This is a genomic window from Secundilactobacillus silagei JCM 19001 (assembly GCF_002217945.1).
Lineage (GTDB): Bacteria > Bacillota > Bacilli > Lactobacillales > Lactobacillaceae > Secundilactobacillus > Secundilactobacillus silagei.
Genome location: NZ_BCMG01000008.1, coordinates 1 through 26,899, shown reverse-complemented (window position 1 = coordinate 26,899; position 26,899 = coordinate 1). Strand labels below are relative to the sequence as shown.

Annotated in this window: 27 protein-coding genes and 1 pseudogene; 17 read left to right on the top strand and 11 right to left on the bottom strand. The window is 42.2% G+C overall.

The features are described from left to right. Window positions 1-30: 30 nt before the first annotated feature. Window positions 31-807 carry an SDR family oxidoreductase gene (locus tag CES79_RS08015; protein WP_089136859.1) on the bottom strand — a complete coding sequence of 259 codons (777 nt, stop codon included), beginning with the start codon at window positions 805-807 and terminating at the stop codon, window positions 31-33. 224 nt (window positions 808-1,031) lie between these two features. Here CES79_RS08015 and CES79_RS08010 point away from each other — a divergent pair, with 224 nt between their 5' ends. After that, complete coding sequence (locus CES79_RS08010; RefSeq protein ID WP_089136858.1) at window positions 1,032-2,150, top strand: ROK family transcriptional regulator; 1,119 nt, start codon at window positions 1,032-1,034, stop codon at window positions 2,148-2,150. A gap of 311 nt (window positions 2,151-2,461) precedes the next feature. Beyond that, window positions 2,462-3,913, top strand: a complete 1,452-nt coding sequence (locus tag CES79_RS08005; RefSeq protein ID WP_089136857.1) for a glycoside-pentoside-hexuronide (GPH):cation symporter — start codon at window positions 2,462-2,464, stop codon at window positions 3,911-3,913. 98 nt (window positions 3,914-4,011) lie between these two features. Here CES79_RS08005 and CES79_RS08000 read toward each other — a convergent pair whose 3' ends face one another. Further along, window positions 4,012-4,404, bottom strand: coding sequence for a winged helix-turn-helix transcriptional regulator (locus tag CES79_RS08000; RefSeq protein ID WP_089136856.1), 393 nt, complete (start codon window positions 4,402-4,404; stop codon window positions 4,012-4,014). Between the two features lie 105 nt (window positions 4,405-4,509). Between CES79_RS08000 and CES79_RS07995 the strand changes: the two genes are divergently transcribed. The 8 genes from CES79_RS07995 (at window position 4,510) to CES79_RS07960 (ending at window position 12,092) form a co-directional block, all read left to right on the top strand. Next, window positions 4,510-5,085, top strand: coding sequence for an NAD(P)H-dependent oxidoreductase (locus CES79_RS07995; protein WP_054655543.1), 576 nt, complete (start codon window positions 4,510-4,512; stop codon window positions 5,083-5,085). 250 nt (window positions 5,086-5,335) lie between these two features. Beyond that, on the top strand, window positions 5,336-7,267 hold the full coding sequence (locus CES79_RS07990) for an elongation factor G (RefSeq protein WP_089136855.1): 1,932 nt from the start codon (window positions 5,336-5,338) through the stop codon (window positions 7,265-7,267). A 341-nt stretch (window positions 7,268-7,608) separates the two neighbouring features. Next, on the top strand, window positions 7,609-8,553 hold the full coding sequence (locus CES79_RS07985; RefSeq protein WP_054655541.1) for a Dyp-type peroxidase: 945 nt from the start codon (window positions 7,609-7,611) through the stop codon (window positions 8,551-8,553). Window positions 8,554-8,797: 244 nt separating this feature from the next. Beyond that, window positions 8,798-9,238 (top strand): hypothetical protein, encoded by a 441-nt coding sequence (locus tag CES79_RS07980; RefSeq protein ID WP_089136854.1) that lies wholly within the window; start codon window positions 8,798-8,800, stop codon window positions 9,236-9,238. A gap of 27 nt (window positions 9,239-9,265) precedes the next feature. Then, complete coding sequence (locus CES79_RS12705; protein WP_133286334.1) at window positions 9,266-9,823, top strand: hypothetical protein; 558 nt, start codon at window positions 9,266-9,268, stop codon at window positions 9,821-9,823. Between the two features lie 217 nt (window positions 9,824-10,040). Then, window positions 10,041-10,760: a glycosyltransferase family 2 protein gene (locus CES79_RS07970; RefSeq protein ID WP_089136911.1), complete on the top strand. Its 720-nt coding sequence runs from the start codon at window positions 10,041-10,043 to the stop codon at window positions 10,758-10,760. A gap of 23 nt (window positions 10,761-10,783) precedes the next feature. After that, window positions 10,784-11,290, top strand: coding sequence for a plasmid pRiA4b ORF-3 family protein (locus CES79_RS07965; RefSeq protein WP_089136852.1), 507 nt, complete (start codon window positions 10,784-10,786; stop codon window positions 11,288-11,290). Between the two features lie 166 nt (window positions 11,291-11,456). Continuing rightward, window positions 11,457-12,092 carry an NAD(P)H-binding protein gene (locus CES79_RS07960; RefSeq protein WP_089136851.1) on the top strand — a complete coding sequence of 212 codons (636 nt, stop codon included), beginning with the start codon at window positions 11,457-11,459 and terminating at the stop codon, window positions 12,090-12,092. Between the two features lie 73 nt (window positions 12,093-12,165). Here the strand turns inward: CES79_RS07960 and CES79_RS07955 are convergent, their stop codons facing one another. Further along, entirely contained in the window at window positions 12,166-12,795 is a 630-nt protein-coding gene (locus tag CES79_RS07955) for a TetR/AcrR family transcriptional regulator (RefSeq protein WP_089136850.1), read from the bottom strand. Window positions 12,796-12,920: 125 nt separating this feature from the next. Between CES79_RS07955 and CES79_RS07950 the strand changes: the two genes are divergently transcribed. The 7 genes from CES79_RS07950 to CES79_RS07920 all read left to right on the top strand — a co-directional run bounded on the left by CES79_RS07950 (window position 12,921) and on the right by CES79_RS07920 (window position 17,548). Further along, complete coding sequence (locus CES79_RS07950; protein WP_089136849.1) at window positions 12,921-13,847, top strand: SDR family oxidoreductase; 927 nt, start codon at window positions 12,921-12,923, stop codon at window positions 13,845-13,847. Window positions 13,848-13,899: 52 nt separating this feature from the next. Then, window positions 13,900-14,655: an SDR family NAD(P)-dependent oxidoreductase gene (locus tag CES79_RS07945; protein ID WP_089136848.1), complete on the top strand. Its 756-nt coding sequence runs from the start codon at window positions 13,900-13,902 to the stop codon at window positions 14,653-14,655. Between the two features lie 52 nt (window positions 14,656-14,707). After that, window positions 14,708-15,556: an SDR family oxidoreductase gene (locus tag CES79_RS07940; RefSeq protein ID WP_089136847.1), complete on the top strand. Its 849-nt coding sequence runs from the start codon at window positions 14,708-14,710 to the stop codon at window positions 15,554-15,556. 184 nt (window positions 15,557-15,740) lie between these two features. Then, window positions 15,741-16,187, top strand: a complete 447-nt coding sequence (locus CES79_RS07935) for a GNAT family N-acetyltransferase (protein ID WP_054655521.1) — start codon at window positions 15,741-15,743, stop codon at window positions 16,185-16,187. Between the two features lie 10 nt (window positions 16,188-16,197). Next, the gene (locus CES79_RS07930; protein ID WP_054655519.1) at window positions 16,198-16,539 is read left to right on the top strand and encodes an iron chaperone; all 342 of its coding nucleotides are present in this window, start codon (window positions 16,198-16,200) and stop codon (window positions 16,537-16,539) included. Between the two features lie 25 nt (window positions 16,540-16,564). Continuing rightward, on the top strand, window positions 16,565-17,077 hold the full coding sequence (locus tag CES79_RS07925; protein WP_089136846.1) for a GNAT family N-acetyltransferase: 513 nt from the start codon (window positions 16,565-16,567) through the stop codon (window positions 17,075-17,077). A gap of 9 nt (window positions 17,078-17,086) precedes the next feature. After that, entirely contained in the window at window positions 17,087-17,548 is a 462-nt protein-coding gene (locus CES79_RS07920) for a DUF8821 family protein (RefSeq protein ID WP_089136845.1), read from the top strand. Window positions 17,549-17,591: 43 nt separating this feature from the next. On the opposite strand, the gene CES79_RS07915 is transcribed toward CES79_RS07920, so the two are convergent. From CES79_RS07915 to CES79_RS07885, 8 genes and pseudogenes are all read right to left on the bottom strand, one after another. Continuing rightward, window positions 17,592-19,214 carry an ABC-F family ATP-binding cassette domain-containing protein gene (locus CES79_RS07915; RefSeq protein ID WP_170173455.1) on the bottom strand — a complete coding sequence of 541 codons (1,623 nt, stop codon included), beginning with the start codon at window positions 19,212-19,214 and terminating at the stop codon, window positions 17,592-17,594. 177 nt (window positions 19,215-19,391) lie between these two features. After that, the gene (locus tag CES79_RS07910) at window positions 19,392-20,786 is read right to left on the bottom strand and encodes a sugar porter family MFS transporter (RefSeq protein WP_089136844.1); all 1,395 of its coding nucleotides are present in this window, start codon (window positions 20,784-20,786) and stop codon (window positions 19,392-19,394) included. Window positions 20,787-21,307: 521 nt separating this feature from the next. Then, window positions 21,308-22,417, bottom strand: a complete 1,110-nt coding sequence (gene phnW / locus CES79_RS13150) for a 2-aminoethylphosphonate--pyruvate transaminase (RefSeq protein WP_235870454.1) — start codon at window positions 22,415-22,417, stop codon at window positions 21,308-21,310. Window positions 22,418-22,456: 39 nt separating this feature from the next. After that, window positions 22,457-23,203, bottom strand: a pseudogene (phnX, locus tag CES79_RS13145) (phosphonoacetaldehyde hydrolase); the annotation flags it as partial. Window positions 23,204-23,242: 39 nt separating this feature from the next. Continuing rightward, complete coding sequence (locus tag CES79_RS07900; protein WP_089136842.1) at window positions 23,243-24,097, bottom strand: PhnE/PtxC family ABC transporter permease; 855 nt, start codon at window positions 24,095-24,097, stop codon at window positions 23,243-23,245. Further along, window positions 24,094-24,894, bottom strand: a complete 801-nt coding sequence (locus CES79_RS07895) for an ABC transporter permease subunit (protein WP_089136841.1) — start codon at window positions 24,892-24,894, stop codon at window positions 24,094-24,096. Before CES79_RS07895 ends, CES79_RS07900 begins: the two co-directional genes overlap by 4 nt. Continuing rightward, window positions 24,884-25,654, bottom strand: coding sequence for a phosphonate ABC transporter ATP-binding protein (gene phnC / locus CES79_RS07890; RefSeq protein ID WP_089136840.1), 771 nt, complete (start codon window positions 25,652-25,654; stop codon window positions 24,884-24,886). The genes CES79_RS07895 and phnC overlap by 11 nt, the downstream gene beginning before the upstream one ends. A 23-nt stretch (window positions 25,655-25,677) precedes the next feature. Next, on the bottom strand, window positions 25,678-26,703 hold the full coding sequence (locus tag CES79_RS07885; protein WP_089136839.1) for a phosphate/phosphite/phosphonate ABC transporter substrate-binding protein: 1,026 nt from the start codon (window positions 26,701-26,703) through the stop codon (window positions 25,678-25,680). Window positions 26,704-26,899 lie beyond the last annotated feature (196 nt).

Sequence of the window (26,899 nt, the reverse complement as noted above, 5' to 3'; positions counted from 1 at the left end):
GTAAGCGCCTTGTTAAATACATTGTTCTTATTACCAAGCTGTGAAGGCACCGTCAACCAGGTAATCGTCACCAGTTGAGAAGCTGCTGGTATCACCGGCTAAGTAAACAGCCATACCTTGTAATTCATCAGGACGACCTAAGCGGCCAAGTGGTGCCCAGTCGTTCCAAGTCTTGATCAATGGCTTCAATGATTCTGAGCTCAAAGTCAAGTCAGTGCCCATGTAACCTGGGCTGATGGTGTTAACACGAACGCCTTTTTTAGCCCATTCAATAGCGAGTGACTTCGATAATTGAATAACACCGTTCTTAGTAGCGTTGTATGAACATTGTGGTTGTGGACGGTTAACGATGTGAGCAGACATTGAAGCGGTGTTCACGATTGAACCCTTGCCTTGCTTGATCATGTAACGGCCAGCAGCTTGTGAGCATAAGAATACTGAGTTCAAGTTCAAGTTAACAACCTTCAACCAGTCTTCATATGACATTTCTTCGGCTGGAATGTTTAAGCACATACCGGCGTTGTTAAATGCAGCATCAAGGCCACCTAATTCAGAAACAACTGTTTCAACCATCTTTTTAACTTGGTCAGGGTCAGTAACATCAGTCTTAACGGCGATAGCCTTACGACCAGTGTTCTTAGCGATTTCTGCAGCAGTTGCTTTGGCTTCGTCTTCGTTGATATCAACGATTGCGACATCGGCACCGGCTTCAGCTAAGGCAGTTGCCATTGCTTTTCCTAATCCTTGTGCACCACCGGTAACGTAAGCTTTCTTACCGGTAAGGGCCATACGATCTAAAATACCCATATCTGTTCCTCCTCAGGAATATATAGTTTGATTAAAATTTCGCGGATTTAAAAACGAAATCTATTAAATAAATTCATTTTGTAAAAGCGCTTTATTTAATTCATAAGTAAATGTAACCCCTATCAAAATAAAAGTCAATACTTTTTTTGAAAACGTTTTCTAGAATTGCATTTTAGTCATTGTAATGGTAGGTTTTAACTATGACATAACGGGGGGATGAACGAATGAAACGTGATAATACCAGACCGTCCGGACATTATCGGGCAATGTATAAACTCATTTATGAGTCTGGAAAAATTTCTAAACAAGAAATTGCTAAACAGATGGATCTAAGTTTACCAACGGTGACGCAAACGCTACATCAGTTGATGCAAGATGAACAGATCGTGACTGACGGCAAGTTTTCTTCAACTGTTGGTCGACGTGCCGTAGTTTATTCGCCAAATAATGAAAGGGCTTACGCAATTGGCCTGGAACTATTTGCGAATCATGTGACAGCGACACTCGTTAATGTGATGTATGAAGATCTCGCATCAGCTACTATTAACTTGCCATTCACAATTGAACTGGGTTATTTTCAGCAGTTGGGTGATTGGATTCGAGATTTTATTCAGGCGCAAGAAATTCCGCTAGAAAAAATCCAGGGTGTCGGCATTGGCATCCAGGGGTTGATTTCGTCTGACGGGAAGACGGTGCTCTATGGTAAGATTTTGAACTGTACGGGCTTAACCAATGGCCAATTTGAACGGGCGTTTGGCTTACCCGTTAGACTATTCCATGATGCAGACTGTGTTGCACTGGCAGAACAGACCTTATCGCACAACCATGAGGACGCCACTTACTTATCGATTGGTGAGCATTTAGGCACCGCAATCGTGATCAATGATCGGATCTATACGGGTGAAAAGGGCCGCAGCGGGACGATGGAGCATATTACGCTCAATACGCAAAATGGCCATAAGTGCTATTGCGGCAGACGTGGCTGCTTGGAAACCTACAGTTCTCTGAGTGCTTTATTGAAGGCAAACGAAACCATTCAAAGTTTCATGGACCGACTGGCCAAAGATGATAAAGAAACGGTTCAGCGTTGGCGTAATTACCTCACCAACTTGGCGGAAGTCATCAATAACCTGCACATGTTCGTTGATAATCGGCTGGTCATTGCTGGTGAATTAGTCAGGTATCTCGATGATAGTGCCATTGAATTTATCAATGACCGCATTAAGGAGATCACCGCCTTTCCAGAAGATCAGCCCTATGTTGAACGGGGAACGGTTCAATCACGGGCGGTTTCATTTGGCGCTACTTTACCAATTATTAAAGGCGTTTTAGATAATATCTAGGTACATTAGGTGTAGCTTCTAATGAGAGAAGTTGCGCTTTTTTTAATGAAATCAAAAGCTCAAACAATCACAATAAGACGTAATTTTAAAAATTTAGTAAAAAAATTATTATCGGTATAGGCCCCGGTATAAAGCGTTTTCATGACTAAAAATAAAAGCATTTGACTAAGTGAAAAATAAATTTAACTTGCGATTTGAAACCGGTTACAACTATAATGTAAAGCAATAAGTAATCTAGTTTTACAAAATGACTTGTTTAATAGGTTGCGACATTTAATTTGCTATTATCAGTACACTTAGGAGGGTTCACATTGAAAAAGTATATTTCCTACGCCCTTGGTGCTTTTGGCCATGATGCGTTTTACAATACACTAAGTATATATTTCATGATGTTTGTTACTAGTCAACTGTTCACCAATGCTGGCGATGCCAAAATGGTTGGATTCGTAACAACTTTGATCGTTGTGATTCGGGTTGGTGAAATTGCCTTTGATCCAATTATCGGTGGGGTTGTTGATAACACCAACACCCGCTGGGGCAAGTTCAAGCCTTGGTTGATCGGCGGTTCATGTTTGGCCGGTATCGGGTTAATGTTAATTTTCTCCGATTACTTCGGTTTGACAACGAGTAACCCAATGTTATATTTGGTTCTTTTCGGGATTACGTTCTTAGTTTTGGATGGTAGTTACTCATTTGCCGATATTTCATTTTGGTCAATGTTACCAGCCCTGAGTATGAAAGAGGACGAACGGACTAAATTCGGTACCTTTGCACGTTTTGGTTCAACACTTGGTGCGCAAGGTGTTATTATCATCATTACGCCAGCCATTCTGTTATTCTCTAAATTATTTGGTGCCAAGAATGGCCAACAGACCCAAGCTGGTTGGTTAGGCTACGCCATTGTTGTTGCTGTTTTATGTGTCGGTGGTGCAGCAATCACTTGTATGAACACCCATGAACAGCAAAACAAGATTCGGAATAACACGAAACATACTGGTGTGATTGAAGTCTTCAAAGTCATTGCTCGTAATGACCAGTTGTTATGGATCGCATTAGCTTACTTCCTATTTGCCTTTAGCTACGTTGTTAACAACTCACTGTTGATGTATTACTTCCGTTACCGTTTGGGTAATGCGGGCGCTTATACCTGGGTTGGTGTGATCACTTGTATCCTCGGTGTTATTTCAGTTGCTTCATTTCCAAAGCTTGAAGCACTCATTCACCGTAAGGCAATCTTCTGTGGTGGTATTGGTGTCATGCTGCTTGGTTACATTCTCTTCCTGTTTGCCGGAACAAACTTACCAATGGCGCTGGTTGCCATCGGGCTGTTATTCTTCCCTTACCCATTGATCTTCTTGGCCACATTAATGGCAATTACTGACAGTGTTGAATATGGTCAATTAAAGAGTGGTCACCGGAACGAATCCGTTACGCTATCCATTCGGCCTTTGATTGATAAATTGTCAGGTGCCATTTCAAACGGTGTTGTTGGTATTGTTGCCGTTGCTGCAGGGATGACTGGTAACGCAAAGCCAAGTGACATTTCTGCTTCTGGTGTGATGCATTTCAACACGTTCATGTTCTACATTCCAATGGTCTTGTTGGTTATTTCAGCCATTCTCTTCTTTAGTAAAGTTAAGTTATCTGAAGAAAAGCATGCTAAGATCGTTCAACAACTTGAAACTAAATTGGATGCTAACGGTGACTCTGAAGCGAGTACAGAAGTAAATACTGATACAAACGCCGTTCCAGATCGTTCATAAAATTTGAATTGATGATTCACTAAATATGGTTTAATTGAAAGCGGTCTCTATCCTTTGATAGAGGCCGCTTTTGGTGTTTAGTAGATTAAATATGATTTTCAGACATGCTGTTCATGGATATTTAACGATTCACATTTTTTCGAACCGTTATCAAGCTGCTGTTCACCCCAGAGGCACATTGCATCCAAAACTGGGACAAGAGAACGACCTAAATCGGTTAACTGATACTCAACTCTTGGTGGAATTTCGGGGAATTGTTTACGGGTGATTAACCCATCACTAGTCATATCTTGAAGCGCATTAGTGAGTGATTTGTAAGTGACGTTGTTTAACTCTCGTCGAATTTGATTATAACGTAATGGAGTTTTGGTTAAGGCGAGTAAATAGAGGATACTAATTTTATATTTACCGCCAATTTTTTGCAGCGTGTAGCCAAAACCAGTTTTGCTTAAATCTGGTTGAATAATTTCTTCCTTCGCGAATGCCGTCATGACTATTTTACTCTCCTTTAGGGATGTTACTGTCTAAGTTTTGCGTTCTTGTGAGTCTTTTATTGCCGCCATATACTTGGAATACTTAATTAATTGGAGGCCATTATGAAAACAATTATCTATTCCCATCCGTATACCGGTAGCTTGAATCATGCGATATTTGAGGGGCTTATCAATAAGTTTAAAGCAAATGGTGATCAATACCAAGTGATTGATTTGTACGCCGATCACTTTGATCCTGTTATGACAACCGAACAGTTACGATTATATAGTGCGGGTCAAACTGATGATCAATTGGTGCTGAAGTATCAAGAAATGCTGAAACAGACCGATGAGCTGATTTTTGTCTTCCCAATCTGGTGGTACGATTTGCCGGCAATGTTAAAGGGATTTATTGATAAAGTCATGACGTTGTATACAGCATACGCTGAGAATGCGGATGGTATGCTGACCGGACTCTTAACAAATATCCGTAAAACAACGTTGATTACTACTGGTGGTCAAGAAATGAAATACTTTGAATTAACAGATAGTTTAAGCATTAATCATACGTTCATTAATCATATCTTACCTGATATCGGAATCGCCGTGGATTCAGTTAGTTGGTATCACTACGGAACCGTTCATCATGCTAAAAAGGATAGTGCAGCCTTTTTAGCAAAGGTGATAGCAGCCGTTTAAAAATAGGTATATGTATTCAAAAGGTTAAAACTGAATAGTTTGGTTCTTCTAGGCAGCTAATTGTTGCTCGAATTCGAGCGGTAATTGATTGCCTAGTTTCGTTTGTATCTGAGTTGTGTAGAGGTATAAAATTGCTGGTAGTTAGGTTTTAATTAAACGACATCATTAAATTGAGCTGTCAGTTCAATTGCTAAATTAAAATAAAATGGAATAATGGATAGTGTTGAATAATTACAGGAGGAATGGCCATATGAAACACATCGTAACGGGAATCATTGCTCACGTGGATGCGGGCAAAACAACGTTATCCGAGGCGCTGCTGTATCGGGCAGGAACTCTCTCACAGCTCGGCCGAGTTGATAATGGTGATGCGTTTCTTGATCCGGATGATCTAGAGAAGAAACGCGGCATCACGATTTTTTCTCACGAAGCCAGTTTGCAGTATCAAAAACTCAACTTAACGTTGCTGGATACGCCAGGTCATGCGGACTTTGGTGCCCAGACAGAACAAGTGTTGAGTGTTTTAGACTACGCGATTTTAGTCGTTTCTGCCACCGATGGCGTTCAAGGCTATACGCGAACGCTGTGGCGCTTACTAGCCCAATATCAGATTCCAACCTTCATCTTTGTGAATAAAATGGATGCGCCAGGCGTTGATCGTGATGAGATGCTGACCCAGTTGCAGGCAGAATTAGCGCCGGGTTGTTTAGCATTTGACGGCGAACAGATTGCTGATAGTTATGAAGATATTGCTCTGCAGGATGATGTTGCATTGGATAGTTATATGGCTTCAGAGACCCTTAGCGATGACGTGATTCGTCGGCTAATTAGTCAACGAAAGGTCTTTCCAACGTACTTTGGGGCAGCTCTTAAGTTGACGGGTGTGGAAGCGCTGATGGCTGGTTTGGAACGGTGGACCATTGAACCGACGCCTAAAAGAGAGTTCGGTGCCCGGATTTTTAAGGTTTCTCACGACGAAAAGGGTGAGCGGCTCACTTGGGTTCGCGTTACTGGCGGTGAGCTGCACCCCCGTGATGAAATTTTACCCGACCAAAAGATCAATCAGCTACGGCAATATAATGGTGTTAAATATACGGTGAGTCAGTCGATTACAGTCGGTGAGGTCTGCGCGATTACTGGGCTGACCGGTACTCGTCCAGGTCAGGGATTAGGCGGCTTAGCTGACAGCCAGACACCGTTATTGCAGCCAGTGCTGACCTATAAAGTTGATCCGAATGGGAACGATTTGCACGCCTGTTTAACGGCGCTGCAGCAACTAGAAGATGAGGATCCGCAGTTGCACGTTACTTGGTCGAATCAGCTGCAGGAGATTCGGGTGCAGCTGATGGGAACCATGCAGTTAGAAGTGATTCAGCAGTTATTGCAGCAGCAGTTTCAGCTTAATGTGGCCTTTGATGAAGGCAGTATCTTATATAAGGAAACGATTACTGCACCAATAGAGGGTGTTGGCCACTTTGAACCCTTACGACACTACGCTGAGGTGCATTTACTTATGGAACCAACGGAACGTGGCAGCGGTGTGAGTTTTGCAGCCAATTGTTCCCTTGAAGTATTAAGCAAAAATTGGCAGCATCTGATCATGACTAATTTAGCGGCTAAGCAACATCTAGGTGTTTTAACTGGGGCGCCAATCATCGATATGCGGATCACGTTGATCGGTGGTCGTGGCAGTATTGTGCATACGGTTGGTGGCGACTTTAGAGAAGCCACCTGGCGAGCGGTCAGACAGGGATTGATGATGACTAAACAGCAAGGTTCGGCACAGTTGTTGGAACCCTGGTACCAATTTCGGCTGATGGTCACTCAAGACCAAGTTGGCCGGGCAATGAACGATATTCAGCGGATGTCCGGTGAATTTGAAACGCCCGATAATACTGGCGGTACAGTGGTTACGCTGACTGGTAGCGCGCCGGTGGCCGAGATGCAGGGTTATGCTCAGACAGTGAATGCCTATACTCATGGTCAAGGTGAGCTGGAATGCGTGGTTGACGGTTATCGGCCGTGCCATAATGCTGATGAGGTGATAACAGATAAAGACTACAATCCGGTGGCAGATCTAGAAAATACGCCGGACTCTGTTTTTTGTGCGCATGGTGCTGGCTACCCAGTGAAGTGGGATCAGTTACCAGTAATGGCGCATTATCCTTATGCGAAAAGTTAGAGAGTGAACGAATATTGAAAAGAGCGTGATGATCGGTTAAAAGATGACTGAGTATCACGTTCTTTTTGGTGTGTTTTTGTAGAATTTAAATTTGTTAGGTATTGATTTTTGCTCACCAAATCGGGATAAGTTTGGTGAATCAATCAATTATGTACTTTCGAATAAAATAGCTTGATGGTAATTATTTTGATAGTCTTTGGGATAAGACCATCAAAATTTTAGAAAGCGATTTAATCGGTATTTAAAAGTGTTAAAATTAAGCCAATTAAGAATAGTTCTAAAATAGAACACTCTTTAAGCATTGTATATGCATTTACAATGTATATAAGGAGGAACTTGAGATGGCAATTGATTTAAAAGACGTTCAGTCAGTTTATAAGGACGCGGGCAGCAACATTATCTTTTCAACGATGAATTTAAAGCGGCAAGATCATGATGCTGACTTAGATATGATTCGAGATCTAGCAGAGCACTTGCCGGCGTTTGAAAATTCGTTGAATATTCGTTATCCAGATGCTGGACTAGCCGTAGCGTTTGGCTTTTCGCGCAAAGCTTGGGATTACCTCTTTCCGGATGCTAAGCGGCCTAAAGAATTGGAAGAGTTTGAACCAGTGGTAGGTCCCAAGTACACGGCACCAGCCACGCCTGCTGATTTGTTCTTTCACGTTCGGGCCAAGGATTCAGCGGTACCCTTTGAATTAATGACGATGGTGATGGACCGGATTCAAGACGACGTTACCGTTCTTGATGAAACCCATGGCTTCCGATATTTTGAGGGTCGTGCCATTATTGGTTTCGTGGATGGTACGGAGAATCCCAGTGCTTTAGATACCCCGGATTATGCGGTGATTGGTGACGAAGACCCAGCTTTCATCAACGGGTCATATGCCTTTGCCCAAAAGTATATTCATGATATGACAGCCTGGAACAAGTTAAAAACTGAACAGCAGGAACAAGCAATTGGGCGTAAAAAGTTTAACGATGTGGAGCTGGAAGACGATCAAAAAGCCCCCAATGCCCATAACATCGTTGCTCAGGACAACGAGGGCGGTGTTGAGCATAAGATCGTGCGGATGAACGTCCCGTTTTCTAATCCAACTGAAGGCGTTAACGGGACCTACTTCATTGGGTATTCTCGTCACTGGGAAGTCACTAAGCGGATGCTAGAAGGAATGTTTACTAAATCCGACCGCTTGCTGGACTTCTCAACACCAGAAACCGGGGAGTTATTCTTTATTCCATCGCGGACAGTGCTGATTAAGATTGCGGATGGCGAAATATTTTAAATTAAATCAGAATCAAGGCTCGTCAAATGATGGCGGGTCTTTTTTAGTGGGATAAATGCGGGGCACATATTTACAGAATTCTTTAGTTTAGTGGCACTAAGTATTTAACAGCTACTTGACGTGATTTTCGGCCATAGCTATGCACCGCTATTAGTTGTGTAAGCCAAGCCTATCATTATACAATGATTAGTTTTATTCTTATTAATGTTACATAATATTATTTTTGTATAGGAGAGAAGATTTCATGAATAAACTAATTAAGAGCTTAGCTGTAATTGGAGTAGCCCTTACCGCATTTAGTACTACTACAACACATGCCAGTGCTAAGCATCACTATGTAACCACACCAACGACTTTAAGAGGGCGTTGGTATAGTTTGAATAAGGCCCACGAAACGTTAAACATAACGAAATACACCATTCAAAATGGGACTTGGAAATTAAGTGGGAAAAAATTTTTTAAAGGGATTAACGGACCAGAATTATATATTGGTAAAAATAAATCTCCACATAGCTATTATTGGTTTAGCCGTAATGGGACTGATGCGGCTGCTCAATTTAGAAAGGTTACTATAAAAATTAAAGGCACTAAATATACTGCACTTAAAGAGCGCACCCTGATAGATTATTATCCCCTTCAATACAAAATGACTTATTGGACCCATCATAAAGATTTAAAGCGTTAATTACTACATACTAAAAGGAGAATTTTCATGTATAAACTGATCAAGGGATTGGCTATAACTGGGCTGGCTTTAGCTACATTTAACGTTTCTGCTACAACTGCGAGTGCGCATAAAACTCATGATGCATATCTAAAAACTATACCTAAATCATTCAGAGGTACATGGTATTGCAAATCTAATCTTTCTAAAATTAACGAAATTAAATTTACCAAGTATACGTTTTTATCTTGGGGGGACCACAACATGGTTACTAACCATAAAGCCTTATATAAAGTTGAAGGGACTACCAAAATGTCCTCATCTTCTTCAGGCCATGAAGGTCGTAAAGGCTACGTTGGGCCTTTATGGGCTCACCACTTAAAAAAATCAGCATGGTATATGTTTGCCCCTGGCTTTTTGGATCAAGACCCTGATATGCGCCTTACCCATGCTTATTTACGTGACAATAACGGTAAAAAGCACCGTTTTCCAGCAGTTGAAAGTTCATATTCACATCTTTATGGTAAACATGACGGAACACCAAAAAATATTTACTATTTTAAAGCCAGTTCATGGCGGTCACTGAATAAACCAACAACCAAGTAAAGGGAATCAAATTAACCCAACGGACTATCTAATCGAGGTAGTCTGTTTTTATATTGCATTAATACTGAAGTGAGCTAACATGCTTTTTATCAAACCACATTGTAGAAGTGATTATGAATCTTTTTTATCCTACGAGCCATTACCAATTTCAAGTTAAATTCGTTGACTATGATGTGATTTCTGACATAATAACAACCAAATATAAGTGTTAGAGGTGATTAATATGACCAAGCTGACATTAGTGGTACCAACCTATAATTTAAGTCATTATTTTGATGATACGCTGGCGACGATTGCCGCTCAAACAGAAGCGTTTGAACTTTGGCTGATAGATGATCATTCGACGGATGGCACGGCAGAAAAGGCAGTTCAATTTGCCAATGGCATCCCAATGTTTCATGTGGAACAATTTACCGCGCATCAAGGAGTCTCTGCTGCCCGAAATTTTGGCATCACCCATGCTTCGGGCGATGCAGTTGCCTTTGTTGACGGTGATGACCGATTACATCCGGATTACGTTAAGACGTTGGCGCAGGGCTTTCAAGCCGATACACCGGCAGTTGCGGTGGGGTATCGTTGGTGGAGCCAACCACTTGATCAACGGGATCATTATGAACAAATCTCCCAACGAGCTATGTTTCAGCAAGCCAGCCGGCACGGTTCGGAAGTTGGCGGTTATATTTGGAACAAAGCCTACTCATTACCGGCACTGCGGCAACAGCAGCTACTCTTTGACGAATCATTGACGATTGCTGAAGACTATCTTTTTACAGCGACCTTTGTTGCCAACAATCCCGGTATTTATCGCTACGACCCGGCCGTTAGGTATACCAAGGTCAACCGGCCTGGCAGTACGATCCATTCAAGAAGTTTAGCGGAGCGCAGAGTTGAAAATCAGGTGTTTGATCAAATTTATCGGCTGGGTGAGTATTTATAGCATCGTTTAGTTGGGGGTGCCTTATGATAGAAAGTAGTATTATGCAACTAAGAGTAACGTTAAGTGATGTCAAACCAGGGACTTGGCGACGGGTCTTGGTCCCGACAAGTATTCGCTATGATCAGCTGCATGCCATTATTCAAGTGTTGTTTGGTTGGACGAATAGCCATCTGCATAGTTTTTCACCGGCTAAGGATCCTACTACTGAATATGGTATTGTTATGCCAGATCTTGATATGGGTGAAGGGATGCGCAACGAAACTGAATTTTTCGTTTACCCGGATTTAGAAAAGGGCGACGTAACCTACATCTATGACTTTGGTGCGAGCTGGACTCATCAGATTGAGCTGGAAAAAATGGTAACGATGAAGTCCTTTATTAAGGCCAAACAGCATCAATTACCGGTTGTTTTGGCTGGTCGTGGTCCAGAACGCATAGAAGAGACTGGCAGTCGTGGCAGATCTTTTAATGGCGAGACGATCAATGCATTATTTGCGGAATTTGCTGGTAGTTGGGATGAAGCTTTTTGAACCCATCTGTTTTCGTTGGTACTCATCACGAAACGTTAGTCTTATTAAGCGTTAAATGATTAATGGTTGACAGGTGGTTTAAAATTGGTTATATTATATCGGTGGTCGGCAACTTAAATGGGATTAATTAAACTAAATTTAAACTTTATTATGGGAGGAATTTATCATGAAAATCGGTATTATTGGGGCAACAGGGCACGTTGGTCAAGCGATTTACAAAGAAGCAGTTGCGAAGAACAATGAGGTGACGGCAATCGTCCGCGATGCTAAAAAAGGACAAAAGGTATTTGGTGCGGATGCCAAAGTTCTTGAAAAAGATGCCTTAGCATTGACCTACTCAGATTTAAAGGGATTTGACTATGTCGTGGATGCTTTTGCGTCACCAAAGGCTTATCAGCATATCGATGTGGCGACTAACCTAATCACCATGTTCCGTGAAAATACGGCTACGAAATTAGTCTTTATCATCGGTGCTAGCACCTTATTAGATGACGATGGCCAACCAATGATTGATACGGTTCTGAAAAAGTACGCGGGTCAACCTTGGATCGACGCACCCGTTCAGCAAAGCCATGAATTTGAATACTTAAAGTGGATCGATAACGTCGATTGGATCGCTGCTACCCCTCAAAATGAGTTAATTGAAGGGCCCCAAACCAACTTTAAAATTGGTGGCGACCACCCAATGGTAAATAAAGACGGTAAGGAAACAACCACTATCGGCAACTTTGCTGCAGCAATTGTGCAGGAAATGACTGACCCTAAGCGCATTAGACAACGGTTTAGTGTCGTTGATGCTTAAAAAATGAGTTCACAAAAATAGCCTGAAACTACGATGAAATGGTAGTTTCAGGTTATTTTTGTTGCTTTCAATCTTATTTAGATTGATCGAAAAAAATCGTTTCTCGTTGCCAGATCGCAATCAGCTGGTCGATTTCAGTGGTATCAAAGACGTCTTTTTCGGGTTCAGAAAAATTAACAATGATGGCTTCCATCCCAGGTGCAAAGAATAATTTAGCAGCCACGTTACAATCAGTGATATACAATTCTCTGTTGTCAACCCGCTTTTTTAAGAAGGCTGCCAGCAGTTTGCGCATATGGTCGGTCCCTTCACGTGTGATGGGGGTCACTTCAGCCTCAAAATCGTCTTTGTAGTAAAGCATAATCGACATTAAGTACCAGTTATGGTAAAAAATAGCCACAAACTGGTGATAGAACAAATGTAGTGCATCAATGAGCGAGCGGTCACTTTCCTGCGCCATTAAGGCAGCTAATTTATCAAATTCTTCTTTGATATCGGTAATTAAAAGTATTTTGACGATATCTTTCTTACCTGCTGGGAAATAGTGATAGAGCGTGCTCACGTTTCGGCCACTGGCATTTACGATATCGCTAACTTTGGTTTTATCGTACCCCTGCGTTTTAAAAAGGTGTTTGGCAGTATCGATAAATAGCTGTTTACCGCGATTATATTGATCCTGCCGTTGTGATTGTTTCCCCGTCATAATAATCTTCCCCCTCTGTTCAAAACCATTATACACGAAAATAAATTAAAGAAAACTCATAAAGTAATACTTGACGAGTTTGTTGAAAGGGGATACACTATGGTCATTAAAGGAGGTTGTGAAATATGTTACTAGTTACCTGCGCATATGGTAAAGTTGGTCGTCAGATCGTCCCTTACCTTGCCAAAAAGGGGTTTGATATTCGTGCCATTGATATGAACCCAGACATTAAGAAATTTGAACAGCAAGGGGTTAAAGAAACCCTTGTTGGTGATAGCCGTGATCCAAAATTCCTCGCTGAAGCAATGAAGGGCGTCGATCGGGTGCTTTACATTCCACCGCAGTTCACTTATCAAGAAGCTAAGATGGGCCGTATGGCAATCGATGCAGCCATTGATGCTAAGGTCAGCAAGTATGTTTACCTATCTTGCATGTACCCGAACATGAGCACACTGCTACAACACCGGATGAAAGCCAAAGATGAACAATACTTACTTTATCGCGGTTTTGAAAGCGGCTTAGACTGGAGTGTTATTCGGCCTTCAACGTATCATCAAAACATCTTCATGAAGATGTTCTACGATATGGGTGAATATCCAAGTATGTGTGACATCGATAAGCTGGTCTCATGGGTCGACCCATTGGACGTTGCCGACTGTGCCATCAAGCTGTTGACTGAAGACGGCTACAAGTACGCGATCTACACTGCAAGTAACGAATCCATGACACCACGCGACGTTGCCACTGTCATGAGTAAAGTTTCCGGTAAAGAAATTACACCAATTTCCGTACCTGAAGATAAGTTGGTTGAATACTGGCCAGATTACTTTGCAGGTAGCGACAGTTTCGCAACCGAAACCTTCTACGCCTTGCGTAAAACTTATAACAAGTGGGGCTGGGCTGGTAACAACAAGCAATTGATCGAATTACTGGATCACAAACCTCGCAGCGTTGCTAACTGGTGTGCCCGTCAATTAGTTGCTAACGGCATCAAGCCTACTTGTACAGTAGCCGAAACTGAAAAATCAGCAGATAGTTCAGAATGGCTTTAATGTTTCATGTGAAATAGTTATTAAATGCTTATAAGAAAAGGAGTGTTTTATAATGGCTGACAGTAAAAAAATTGTGACGTTGATCACTGGCGCCGAAAGAGGTATGGGGTTTGTTGAAGCTAAGACATTAGCACAACATGGTCAATTCGTCTTTATCGGTGCTTACGATATGGAACTTGGTCAAAAAGCCGTTAAAGAATTACAAGATCAAGGTTTAGACGTTGCTTTATTACACTGTGACATTACTGATCAACAAAACATTGACGATGCGATTAAAACCGTTAATGATAAATTCGGCTACCTCAATATTTTAATTAATAATGCTGGTATCCCAGGCCCTCAAGATGCTTTACCAACGAAATCAACTGTCGAAGAACTGCGTAAGACCTTTGACACTAACTTCTTTGGGACTTATGCAATGACGAGAGCTGCTGTTCCGCTATTGAAGAAGGCTTCATATGGTAAGATCATCACCATTACTAGTGATATGGGTTCATTGGGCTTGGCTACAGATCCAAAGTCCATGTTCTCACACATTATTTCCTTCCCATACCAAGCTTCTAAGACAGCTTTGAACGCTATGACCGTTGCCTTTAGCAAGGAATTCAGAGATGCTAAGCTTAATGTTACGGCTAACTCGGTTAACCCTGGTATGACCGCTACTGATTTGGTCGACAAGGAATTATTTGAAAAGAATGGTGCTAAGCCAGTTGAAAGTGGTGCTCACCGTGCCATTGTACTTGCCTTAGACCCTAAGAACGATGCTAACGGGACCTTCACAGAAGATGCCGGCATCGTACCGTGGTAGTTTAACGATTTAATCTAAGTGATTAGATGATTCGAAAGGAGCAAAATAGTTTATGATTACAGTTACTTCAGCTGCTGGACATGCTGGTAGCCACGTTGTTAAAGCCTTAGTGGATGCCGGTTTCGAAGTCGGTGCAGCCGACATTAACCCAGCAGTCAAAGATCTACCAGGTATCAAGCAGGCTTTCGTCGGTGATTTAACCGATATTACGGTGATTGATGAAATTACTAAAGCCAGCGACAAAATTGCCTACATCCCACCGCTGTTTTCAGCAGAAGAGGGCTTGATTGGTAAGACAATGATCGATTTAAGCATTAAGAACGGGGTTTCACAATTCATCTTCATTTCTGTGACCCACCCAATCTTAACTACACTCTTACAACACGTTGAAAAGCGTGATACTGAAGAGCACTTGATCTATGCTGGTATGGCAACGCAATTGCCATACACTATCTTGCAGCCAATGCACTATATGCATAACTTTGATCCTAAACGGGTGCACGATACTGGTAAGTACGAAAACTTCTATGCTTCTGATGGCAAATTATGCTACGTTGATCCTTTGGACGTTGGTGAAGTTGCCGCTAAGGTTGCTAAGGACCCAGATACCTACAACAAGGCAACTTTCGAATTAGTCGGCACTAAGAAGACATATACCCCTCAAGATTTAGTTGATACTTATAACAAGCTGACTGGCGAACACGCTGTTGCAACGCACATTGATCTCGAAAAGTTCTTGGATGAAAATAACTTTACGGATCTGTATATGCGTCAAGCATTCAAGCACTTGTCTGACACTTATTCTAAGTGGGGCTTGGATGGTAATCCATTTGTGCTTAAGACGTTGCTTGGACGCGAACCAACCACTTTTGAAGAGTATCTGAAGCGGGAAATTAAGTAAGTTTTAGACAACAAAATAGATGCAGCAAAAGGACGATTTTTAAACGAAATCGTCCTTTTTTGCCGTGTAGAGTAACGACAATCTCGGCAAGTAAGTGATAAGCTTAAAGTAGTGACTGTGCTATAATGCCATTAATTTAAATTTCAACGGTTAACCAACCGTAAAAATGAATGGAGGGATCATTATGAGATTAAGCGTGAAGAAGACGTCAGAATTATCTGTACCTGAATTACTAGAGATCATGAAAGCCCGGGTTAAGGTTTTCGTGGTCGAACAGGAGTGTCCCTATCAAGAGATTGATGATCAAGATGATAATGCCCTTCATATGATTCTTCGTGTCGATGGGCGCTTAGCTGCCTATACCCGAATTATCAAGGACTCTAAGCCAGGCTATATGAGCTTTGGCAGAGTTTTAGTGGTCAAAGAATTTCGGGAACAGCATCTAGGCCGGGAAATCGTCAGTGCAACGATTGAAGAAATTAAGCAGGATTTCCCGGGAAATAATATTAAGATTTCCGGCCAATCCTATTTGCAAAAATTTTACGAATCGTTTGGGTTTAAACCAGTTTCGGATGTGTATTTAGAAGATGGAATTCCTCACATTGATTTCGAGCTTCAAGTCATAGAATAGGGGTTAGCTAATGAGTGTGATTACCAGGTATATTGCTAAACAACCCCAAGAATATCAGCAGCAACTGACAAAATTGTACCGATTACTGAAGACGGTTCTGCCCAATGCAGAAGAACGGCTCTCCTATGGGATGCCGGTCTTTTTCCAACCCAAAGCGGTGCTTTATTTTGGTGCCAACCAGCAACATATTGGCATCTATCCAACGAGTGAAGGCATCGCGTTTTTGTCGGCCGAATTGGCTGACTATCAAACTACCAAAGGCAGCTGGCACGTTGCGTATGATGAACCGTTACCTGAACAGTTAATCATTAAATTGGCGCAACATCGTTTAACGGTTGTCCAGGCAGGTTAACTTATGATTTTAGGGAGTTTTGAGTATGACAGCAGTTACCGTTCAACCAGCTAATGAAAATTCAGATTTTGATGCTATTCGTCAGGTTTATTATCAAACCTGGCTGGCAACTTATCAAAATCAGTTACCAAGTACCATTTTAAAAGAATTAATCCCAGCAATCTGGCACCCTGAAAAGCGTTGGCAAAATATGCAGTTGGCGCTAACGGAGACGAATCAGGTTGTTGGCGTGTGCAGCTACGGGCCAGCTAGATGGGCTGACTGGTCAGAATATGGTGAGCTCTATTCCATCTATATTTTGCCAGAATATCAGCATCAAGGACTTGGTCAACGGTTGATTGTACCGGCATTGAAGGCACTAACTGCTAAGTATCAGCAGATCTACCTTGAGGTTTTAACGACTAATCTTAGTGCGCAAAAATTTTATACTCACATGGGGTTTTATAAAACCGATACGAACCGTGTTACTGATGTTCCGGGTGGTAAAATAGAAACAATTGTATTTAAAAGGTCACTAGCGGATAATATCAAAAAATGAGGTGGGCTAATGAGCTATCAAGTTGATTTTAAAAACGTTTCTCAGGTTGGTTTAGAGTCGTCACCAGTCGCACTAGCACTAGCAGGATTACGCGCCAACGAAGCACGTTATTTCTGGAATAAATATAAGCACGAATACGTGACGGAACCGGCTAGTGAGCATCCAGAAGTACTGGATTACGTGAATGACGTTTTATCAGAACGTGACCTCAAAATTCCGGCAAAGCCACTAGAGGTCTCACAGTTCGAAGTTGAAGGGACTAGATGGACATACGTTTTCTATGAAGATGGCTTGGCCATCAACGTCATGTATGCGCTAGACCCTGAAGGTAAACGGGCGGTTGGCTTCAAACTTTCAGATGGGATGGCAGTGCCAGCTGAATTAGCCGATAAATTTAAATTTGCTCGGCAAAGATCTAAGTTAGCGGGGACCATTCGCGGAAGTTATTTTAAAATTAAAAAAGAGCACTAAAAAAACGTCATCTCAAATTTTGAGATGACGTTTTTGGTTACTGTTAATAAATTTTAGCGACTTGTGCTTGAGCGGCTTCGTGTGCCATAAATTCATCATAGGTGGTATCGGCGCGGTCAACAACGCCCTTAGGACCAACTTCAACGATATGATTAGCAATCGTTTGAATGAATTCATGATCATGGCTGGTAAAGACCATTGAACCACTGAAATCAACCAAAGCATCGTTTAAGCTGGTGATACTTTCCAGATCCAGATGGTTAGTTGGATCATCCAGCAAGAGGACGTTGGCCTTGCTCAACATGAGTTTTGAAAGGTAGCTGCGGACTTTTTCGCCCCCAGAAAGGACGGGCACTTCTTTGAGCACTTCATCACCCTTGAACAGCATCTGACCGAGGAAACCACGCAGGAAGGTGTTGTCGCTTTCTTCTTTGCTGGCATATTGACGGAGCCATTCGAGAATGTTCAAGTTTTCGTTACTAAATTCGGGATTTAAATCCTTAGGCATGTAAGCACGATTAGTTGTAACACCCCAAGTGATTGAGCCGGTATCGGGTTCCATAGTTCCGGCTAAGAGTTGCATCAAGATACTGGTGGTCACGTCAGAACGTGAAATTAACGCCGCTTTATCGCCAGGACGGAGAATGAAGTTAACGTTATCGAGTACTTGGTGGCCATCGATCGTTTTGCTGACATTTTCAACCCGCAGTAAATCATTACCTAATTCGCGCTCAGGCGTGAATTTGATAAATGGGTATTTACGGGAACTGGGTTTAATGTCGTCTAAAGTAATCTTATCGAGTTGCTTTTTCCGAGAAGTTGCTTGCTTAGATTTGGAAGCGTTCGCTGAGAACCGCGCGATGAAATCTTGCAGCTGTTTGATCTGTTCTTCTTTTTTGGAGTTAGCCTGATTACGCAGTTTTAAGGCGAGTTCTGAACTTTGCAGCCAGAAGTCGTAGTTACCGACAAAGAGTTGAATTTTACCAAAATCCACGTCACACATGTGGGTACAGACGGCGTTTAAGAAGTGACGGTCATGGCTGACAACTAAAACGGTGTTGTCGTAACCAGCTAGGAAGTTTTCCAACCAGCTGATCGTCATGGGGTCCAAACCGTTTGTCGGTTCGTCCAGAAGTAACACGTCAGGTTTGCCAAATAACGCTTGGGCTAGTAAAACCTTGATCTTTTCACTTTCTGGGAGGTCTTTCATCAGTGTTTGCTGCTGGTCTTCAGCAATGCCCATGGATTGAAGCAGTTGGTTGGCATCACTTTCAGCGTTCCAGCCGTCCATTTCAGCAAATTCACCTTCAAGCTCAGCGGCTTTGATCCCGTCTTCATCGGAAAAGTCGGCTTTGGCATAGAGTGCGTCTTTTTCGGTCATGACCTGATAGAGATGTTCATAGCCTTGCAGAACCGTGTTCAAGACCGTTTGTTCATCGAAAGCAAAATGATCTTGCTTTAAGCTACTCATGCGTTCGTTTGCGCCCATTGATACGTTCCCAGTAGTAGGGGTCAATTGGCCTTCAAGTATTCTAAGAAAAGTCGATTTGCCGGCTCCGTTAGCACCAATAATGCCATAACAGTTGCCGGGAGTAAATTTCAAATTAACGTCATCATACAGTTTACGGTCCGAAAAACTCATGGACACATTGGTTACAGTTAACAAAGTTAGTACCTCACTTTTTGGTTGTCGAAATCAAGAAACGTGAATCCGTCCCTACATAGTATCAGATTTATCCGCCAGTTTCCATCCAAGAGACGTGAGAAATGTATTTATCGGGTAAAAAAGCACCTCCGAATTTTTAATTCAGAGGTGCTTTTGGATATTTAAGTGAAGAGAAGATTAATTTGCGGTTTTTTTAGCAGCTTCTTTGTTAGCTTCTTTATGACGCATTTCCATTTCAATTTCTTCCAAAGTCTTACCACGAGTTTCAGGAACAGCGTAGATGACGAAGAAGATCGAAACGATAGCGAAGAAACCAAAGACGGCGAATGGTCCACCAACATTGTTATGGAAGGCATTTAGCAATACCAAGAAGAATTGAGAAACGATAAAGTTACCAATCCAGTTAGCAGCTGAACCAATTGAGTTACCAATCCCACGAACATTCAATGGGAAGATTTCACCGATCATTAACCAGCAAATTGGGCCCCATGAAACGGCGAAACCAAAGATATAAATGGCAATCAGGATCATAGTAGGTACAGCGGCAGCTTTGACACTTAACGTAAAGTTCAAAATTGAAAGGATGATAATGGCAACGGCCATGACGATTGAACCAAAGAGTAAGATCGTACGACGGTTGAATTTATCCATAATGTTGTATGCCAAAACCGTGCACAAGAAGTTAACGATACCAATACCAACTGAGATCCAGATGGCATCGCCTTCAGCAAAGCCAAATCCTTTAATGAAGACTTGTGGCAAGAAGTAGATTACTGAGTTGATCCCAACTAATTGTTGCAGCAGCATTAGGCCAATGGCAACTAAAACGGCTGGACGAGCGAAAGTGAATAATTCATGCAACCCACCCTTAGGCTGATTAGCAACTGATTGAATGTCAGCTAATTCCTTATCGGGATCCTCATTAGTTTTAGCACGTAAGTCATGTAAGACTTCTTTGGCTTCGTCAATCTTACCCATTTCAACCAAGTATCGTGGTGATTCAGGTAAGACCAATGAACCGAAGAACAGTGCAGCAGCAGGGATTAAAGCTGATCCTAACATCCACCGCCAGTCTTGAAGGCCTAATAAGTTATGTCCTAAGAAACCTAAGTTAGAGACATAAGCTAACAGAATACCTAAAGTAACCATTAACTGAAACATCGTCCCAAGTGAACCACGGTGAGGAGCATCGGCAAGTTCAGCTAAGTAAGCTGGTGTTAATGCTGAAGCTGACCCCACGGCGAAGCCTAAGATAATTCGGGCAACAACCATTGAAACGAAACCTGAAGCAGTCATTGATAACCCGGAACCCAGTAAGAAGAGAATGGAAGCAACTAATAATAAGCGTTTCCGCCCAAACTTATCTGACAGAGAACCAATTGATAAAGCACCGACTGAGGAACCAATCAAAACGGATGAGGTAATAAAACCAGTCTGTTCAATATTTAAATGGAAGCTAGATTCAATCAGAGGAGATGCACCTGAAATAATACCAGTATCAAATCCAAATAAAAGGCCACCCAGTGCGCCGAAAGTGAAAATAAACCAAGTACTCAAATGACGAACACGCACAATAATCTCTCCTAACGTATAATTGCTATAAGTTTTTAACAAACTCAATTGTATTCCTTTCTTAAAAAAACACAAACGTTTACATTGCCTATAGATTCAAATTTAAAGCGATTTCAAATTTGGATAGGATAGTGACTTTTTTCACGATAAAAGGTTGTAAATTCATGTTAATTTAGTCACATAAGGCACCATCAGCTTACCTACGTTCACAAGTCAACTTTTAAGTATTTGAATATAAATACGATAAGTAAATATTTTCAGCAATTGGTATACCCCAAGAAAACTTTTTTATTTTTTTATTGTTGATCAAAAATAGCTAGTAAATTAAGTGTCATTTTGTTTCATGTGAAACAAAATGATGCTTTGATAATGCTTTTACCATTAAAAATAACGCGTACTGGCAACTTTCCAAACGGGGAAGGTGACTAGTACGCGTTATTTGTGGAATGCTTTCTGAAATATTTGCTGAAAATCGTTTATTTTCTCGGGGGAATTTTTAACGGTGATTAAAACAGATGCTGTTAATTGCCAACCGGTAATTGTAAGGTTTCTTTGGTATAGGTTTTGATCAAATCCAGTAGGTGATGGATATCTTCGGCAGAAACTTCGCCAATATTGCCGATCCTAAAACTATCGCATTTTGATACTTTCCCAGGATAAATGATAAAGCGACGGTCTTTAAGGTAGTCGTAAAATGCTCGGAAATCAAAGTCAGTCGTTGGAAACTTGAAAGAGGTAATAATTGGTGACTGGACGGACTCATCAATGACCAATTTATAGCCGAGATCTTGCATGCCTTCACGTAAAAGCGTTTCGTTAGTCTGATAACGATGCGTGCGAACACTTACACCACCCTCCTGATCAAGTTCTCGTAGGGCCTCAGCAAAAGCGTAAACAACGTGGGTCGGTGATGTAAATCGCCATTTGCCTTCACTTTTTTCAAAAGTTTGATATTGGGCATATAAATCAAGTGCCAATGAGCGCGCGTTTTCCTTAGTTTTTAGTAGGGTATGTTTCTTGGCTAACACGATACTAAAACCGGGTACACCTTGCATACATTTATTTGAACTGGTAATGAGATAGTCAACGTGAAGTTGCTCTAAATCGATTGGAATACCACCAAAACTAGACATGGCATCAACTAACGTGATAATCCCCTTGGTTGCTAAAGCCGGGATAATAGTCTCAATGGGGTTTAAAATTCCCGTTGTGGTTTCACAATGGACGACAGCGAAATGGGTAATTTCTGGATGTGCGGCTAGGACTTCTTCCACTGCTGCTAACGTGATAACTTGATCTTCTGGAACTTGCAGCACAACGTGGGGAATTGCTAAATATTCCGCAATTTCAATCATACGGTCACCATAAGCACCATTTGCGGCGATCAATAATGTTGCATCCTTTTTCGGAACAGCTGTACCAATAGCGGCTTCTACGCCAAAGCTACCGCTACCTTGCATTAAAACAGCGGTGTAATCTTCTTCTGAGGCGTTACCAATTGCCACTAATTCGTGTCGTACCCACTGTGTTAGCGCCTTATAATCATCATCCCAAGTACCATGATCAACTAGCATGGTTTCTTTAACCGTTTGGCTAGTTGTTAATGGTCCAGGTGTGAGTAACAGTGGCACCTTGTGTTGCTGATCATCAAGCGATTCAATTAATGGAATTAAATCGGTGAGGTTATTAATAATTTCATCAGCCCCGGCTTCTTTGAGGATGGCAGCTGCTTTGATTCGGTACCGAGCACGTTCTTCAACGGTCAGTTGATCGAATGCTTGCTGGGACAGTCCGATTAAATTACCGCCCTCGGCCACACCGATTGAAATTACGCCGGCATTTTTGCCTTCTAGGACGTCGTTAACGGTATCACCGACTTTGATCACGTGGGTTGGATCAGAAATTTCCATCTTCTTCATAGCGAGATCGACCATGTCTGATTTGGGACGGCCAACGTGATTGGTCTGTTCTGAAGTAATGTTATAGGCAGGATTGTAACCTTGCTCAGCCGCTAAAGGCAGTATTTGATCAAGCATTGCTTGTGTATATCCTGTCGTGGTTGCCAATTGAATATGATGCGAGTTGGCGAACCTAACTAAATCAGTCACACCGGGCTTTAAATCAGCGGTTGCTACCAGTACTTTGTTAATCTCAAGTTGAAATTGGGCATAAATTTTTTCAGCGGCATGAGTTAGTGGAATGGTAGGATGATTTGCTTCCCAAGAACCTGAGATTTCGGGCTCTTGAAGTAGTTTACGCACGTGGGTCATTTTATCTAAGCCAATATCTTGACGGATAGTGGCTTCACTCAAATCAATGCTGAAGTGAGCAAAGGCGTTTTTAAAGGCAATGATGGGCGCGCGACTGCCGTAGTCAACGGTGGTACCAGCCCAATCTAATACAATGGCTTCAATCATAAGATTCCTCCTAGTGGTGAGTTGGACAGAATGGTTTGACTACTGATTAGTGACAGAGCGCAGACGATAGGAAATAATTTCCAGCACTAGCGCAAAGGCTAAGATCATGTAGACCATGACGCCAACTTCGTGAAAATTGAAATAAAAACTACTGGACATGAAAAGCTGATAGCCGATGCCGCCAGCACCGGCAGCCGCGCCCACAGCAATAGCGTCTGCAAAGTTAATTTCAAAGCGGATGAAAGTCCAACTGAAATAACTAGAGACGAGGTAGGGGATGACTGCTTGACGAATAATCGTGCCCTTTTTAAGTCCCATAGCCTGCATGGTTTCAATGCTATCTGGTGAAAGTTCATCCATGCTATCGGCATAGACTTTAGTGAGGTAGGCAACGCTGTGAAAGGTAATACCAACCACTGCAGCGTCAGCGCCTAATCCGAAGACCACACTGTAGATCAGTACCCAAAGCACGGTGGGAATCGCACGGATGACGGCCATTAGGCTTTGAATACCCAGTACTAAGGGTGTGGGTGCCAATCGTCTAGTACTGGCTAAAGCGAAGAAAAAAGCCAATACTGAGCCAAGCAGCGTGGTTAAAAAAGCTAATAAAATACTTTGACCTAGCGCACCTAAAAGGGTGAGAAAGGTGGTATTAGTGAGGTGTGGCTGCAGAAACATAATTTTAATGTTTTCGGTAAAACTCATGAGAGCTGCGCCTAATTTAAAGTGGCTTGGAATCATCGTTGGTAACGTGATGAGTGTGATATAGGCCAATACAAGCAGGGTCAGCATGATGGTTATTCGACGCCGGTCCCGAAAACGGAGGGGAATCGTCAGTCTCGGACCTGTTGGTACTTGAGTAGGTAATGAAATTTGATTCTCAGGTTTGATCATGATAATAACCTCCCAATCAGATTGGAAATTAATTCAACCGTGACGACTAAGAGGATGACTGACAGAACGACTAGACCGGCAGCCCCATATCTGAGACTTTTAAAGTAGAGGTTAAAAATAAAGCCAATGCCAGTTCCTGTCAGTAAACCCACTAAAGTTGCATCACGAACGTTATTTTCAATCATATAAAGGATCCAGGACATGAGCGCCACGGCGATTTCCGGTAATAACCCTTGAAAGATAACCTGGAGGTAGGTGGCGCCGGTAGCCTGTAGTGCTTGAATTTTTTCGGTGCCAAAATCCTCAATGGTTTCCATAAAGGCCCGTGTCAGAAAACCTAGGGTCATGAAAAAGAGTGCGAGGAACCCAGTTAGGTCGTTTTGTTTGAACGAGAAGAGTAGGATCATCGCCCATGCAACAATTGGAATGTTTCGAAGCAGGGATGAAAATCCACGGATGACCCAGCTGACAGTAATGGCTGCGGTCAGCGTTTTGGCACCGATAATCGCTAGAAATAAGGCACCAACAGCGGCGCAAGTAGTCGCTGCTACGGCTACTAAAAAGGTTCGGAAGAGCTGCTGGCTAATCTCATGCCAATAACCTTTTGAAGCTTCATTAGGGATGAAATTTTGAATCAACCAAGCGATACCATCCTGAATATTCAATAACGAATGGGTCTGAAATCCCAATCCAAGTGATGCACCGGCGTAAGCTAGTCCGAGAATGACTAATATAAGCGACAGTCGGAAACGTTTTTTATTGAAAAAATGGTTGACTTGCTGAAGATTAGGATTCATGGACTAAACTCCCTTCCAAATTGGCATTCTTTCGGTATATTCCGGTAATTGCGGCATCGGAAAGGGCTTGCGTACGATCATCGAAAACGACTTGACCGTTGTTAATACCAATTACGTGGTCGGCATATTCACGTGCAATATCGACTTGGTGGAGATTGATCAAAACCGAGATACCGTCATTAACGGCAAGGCCTCTCAGAATGTCCATAACAGTAATGGTCGATTTAGGATCTAGTGAAGCAATCGGTTCATCACACAAAATAATTTTAGGATGCTGCATCAATGCTCGAGCGATACCCACCCGTTGTTTTTGACCGCCACTGAGGTTTCGGCATTGCTGATAGGCAAATTCTTCGAGGCCGACTTTTTGAAGCAGTTTTAAAGCCTCTTCTTTTTCGCGATTATTGTAAATCGAGAAAATACCAGCAAAATTTGACTTAGTGCCTAAACACCCGTGCAGAACGTTTTCAATGGCCGTCAGCGGTTCAATCAAGTTATAACTTTGAAAAATCATCCCGATATGACTGCGGGCACGACGTAATTGCACCCGATTTAACTGGCGCATATCGATCTGATCAAATAAGATTTCGCCTTCATCGTCACGAATGAGTTGGTTGATACTGCGTAGAATGGTTGTTTTACCGGCACCAGAAGGCCCGATAATAACGGTTACTTCACCAGATCGGACGCTAAAAGAAACATCCGTCAGCGACTTTTTTTCGCCATCGTAGCTTTTAGCTAGGTGATTCACGGTTAGCATATGGGTCCCTCCTTTGTCAGTAGTTATTCACCAAGTACTTTATGCGTAGGGGCGTACCATTTGTCGGAAATGGCAATGAACTGAGTATCACCATCTTTAGGTAACAGACTGTGAACTTTGGCGTTAGCTGGCGCGAAGAATTTTTTATCCTTAGTGATTCGTGATGAGGTCAGCGCTTTGATGATCTTCTTGGTATCTGATTTGTTAACTGTCTTTGCGTTCACCGCAATCGGTTCATTTTGGACTGGATAGGCTGCTAAAGCGATGCTTTCTTTACCGCGAACGTGATTAAACGGTGCTGGCGCATTGGCATTGATCTTAAAATCAGCACCCGCTTTGGTTGAATCGTTGGTAAACTTACCATATGATACCAGATCCATATCATCGAAAGCCGCTACATCAGCGTCTCCCTTGAGTAAGTTGACGGCTGAACCTTGGTGCGAGCCACCAAACAAAACCTTAGAGAAGAACTTGTTACTTTGTTGGAGATCATCCTTATTTTTGAGCTTAAAGCTGGTTTGGATGGCACCCGCTGGAATGGCAAAGCCAGACGTTGAGGTGTTTGAAACGAACGACATCTTCTGACCCTTAATCTTTTCCAGGCTGAATTTACCATTCACCTTGTACTGGTTGACCTTGTCCTTTGGCACCATAATGTAGCTGTGATACTGCGCGTCTTTTAGTGTTCCGGACTTACCAGAGTAGGTTAAAATCGGTTCAACTGAAGCGTTTTGCTTATGTGCCTGAATATAACTATCCGGCCCCATCAGCGCGATCTGGGCCTTCCCAGATGAAATTGCTTGAATGGCCACGTTGTAGTCGGTAGTGGTCTTAACGGATACTTTTTTACCAGTTGCTTTGTGAATTTCGTTTGCGAGTGCTGTTCTGGCGGGACCGGCTTCCTTAGCTGAGTCACCAGGTAGGAAAACGACTGTGAGATCTTTGGTTTTTTGATGACCGCCCGATGTATTCGAAGAACTGCAACCTGCAGCTGCAAGTGAAAGGCCGATGATTCCCGCGGTAAATAAGCTTGATTTTAAAATATTCATGTGAATAACCCCTATCTAGTTTGATAGGGTTAATAGTAACGGGTGATTGTAAATACAACATAAATCCTTCGTAAATGTTTGAGAGCGTAAAATATCTTGTGTAAATGCATAAAAGATTTCTGAATTGTATAGAAATAGGGAATGCCTTCCCTTATGATATTTAGTAACCACAGAAAACATCACAGGAGGCATTCCC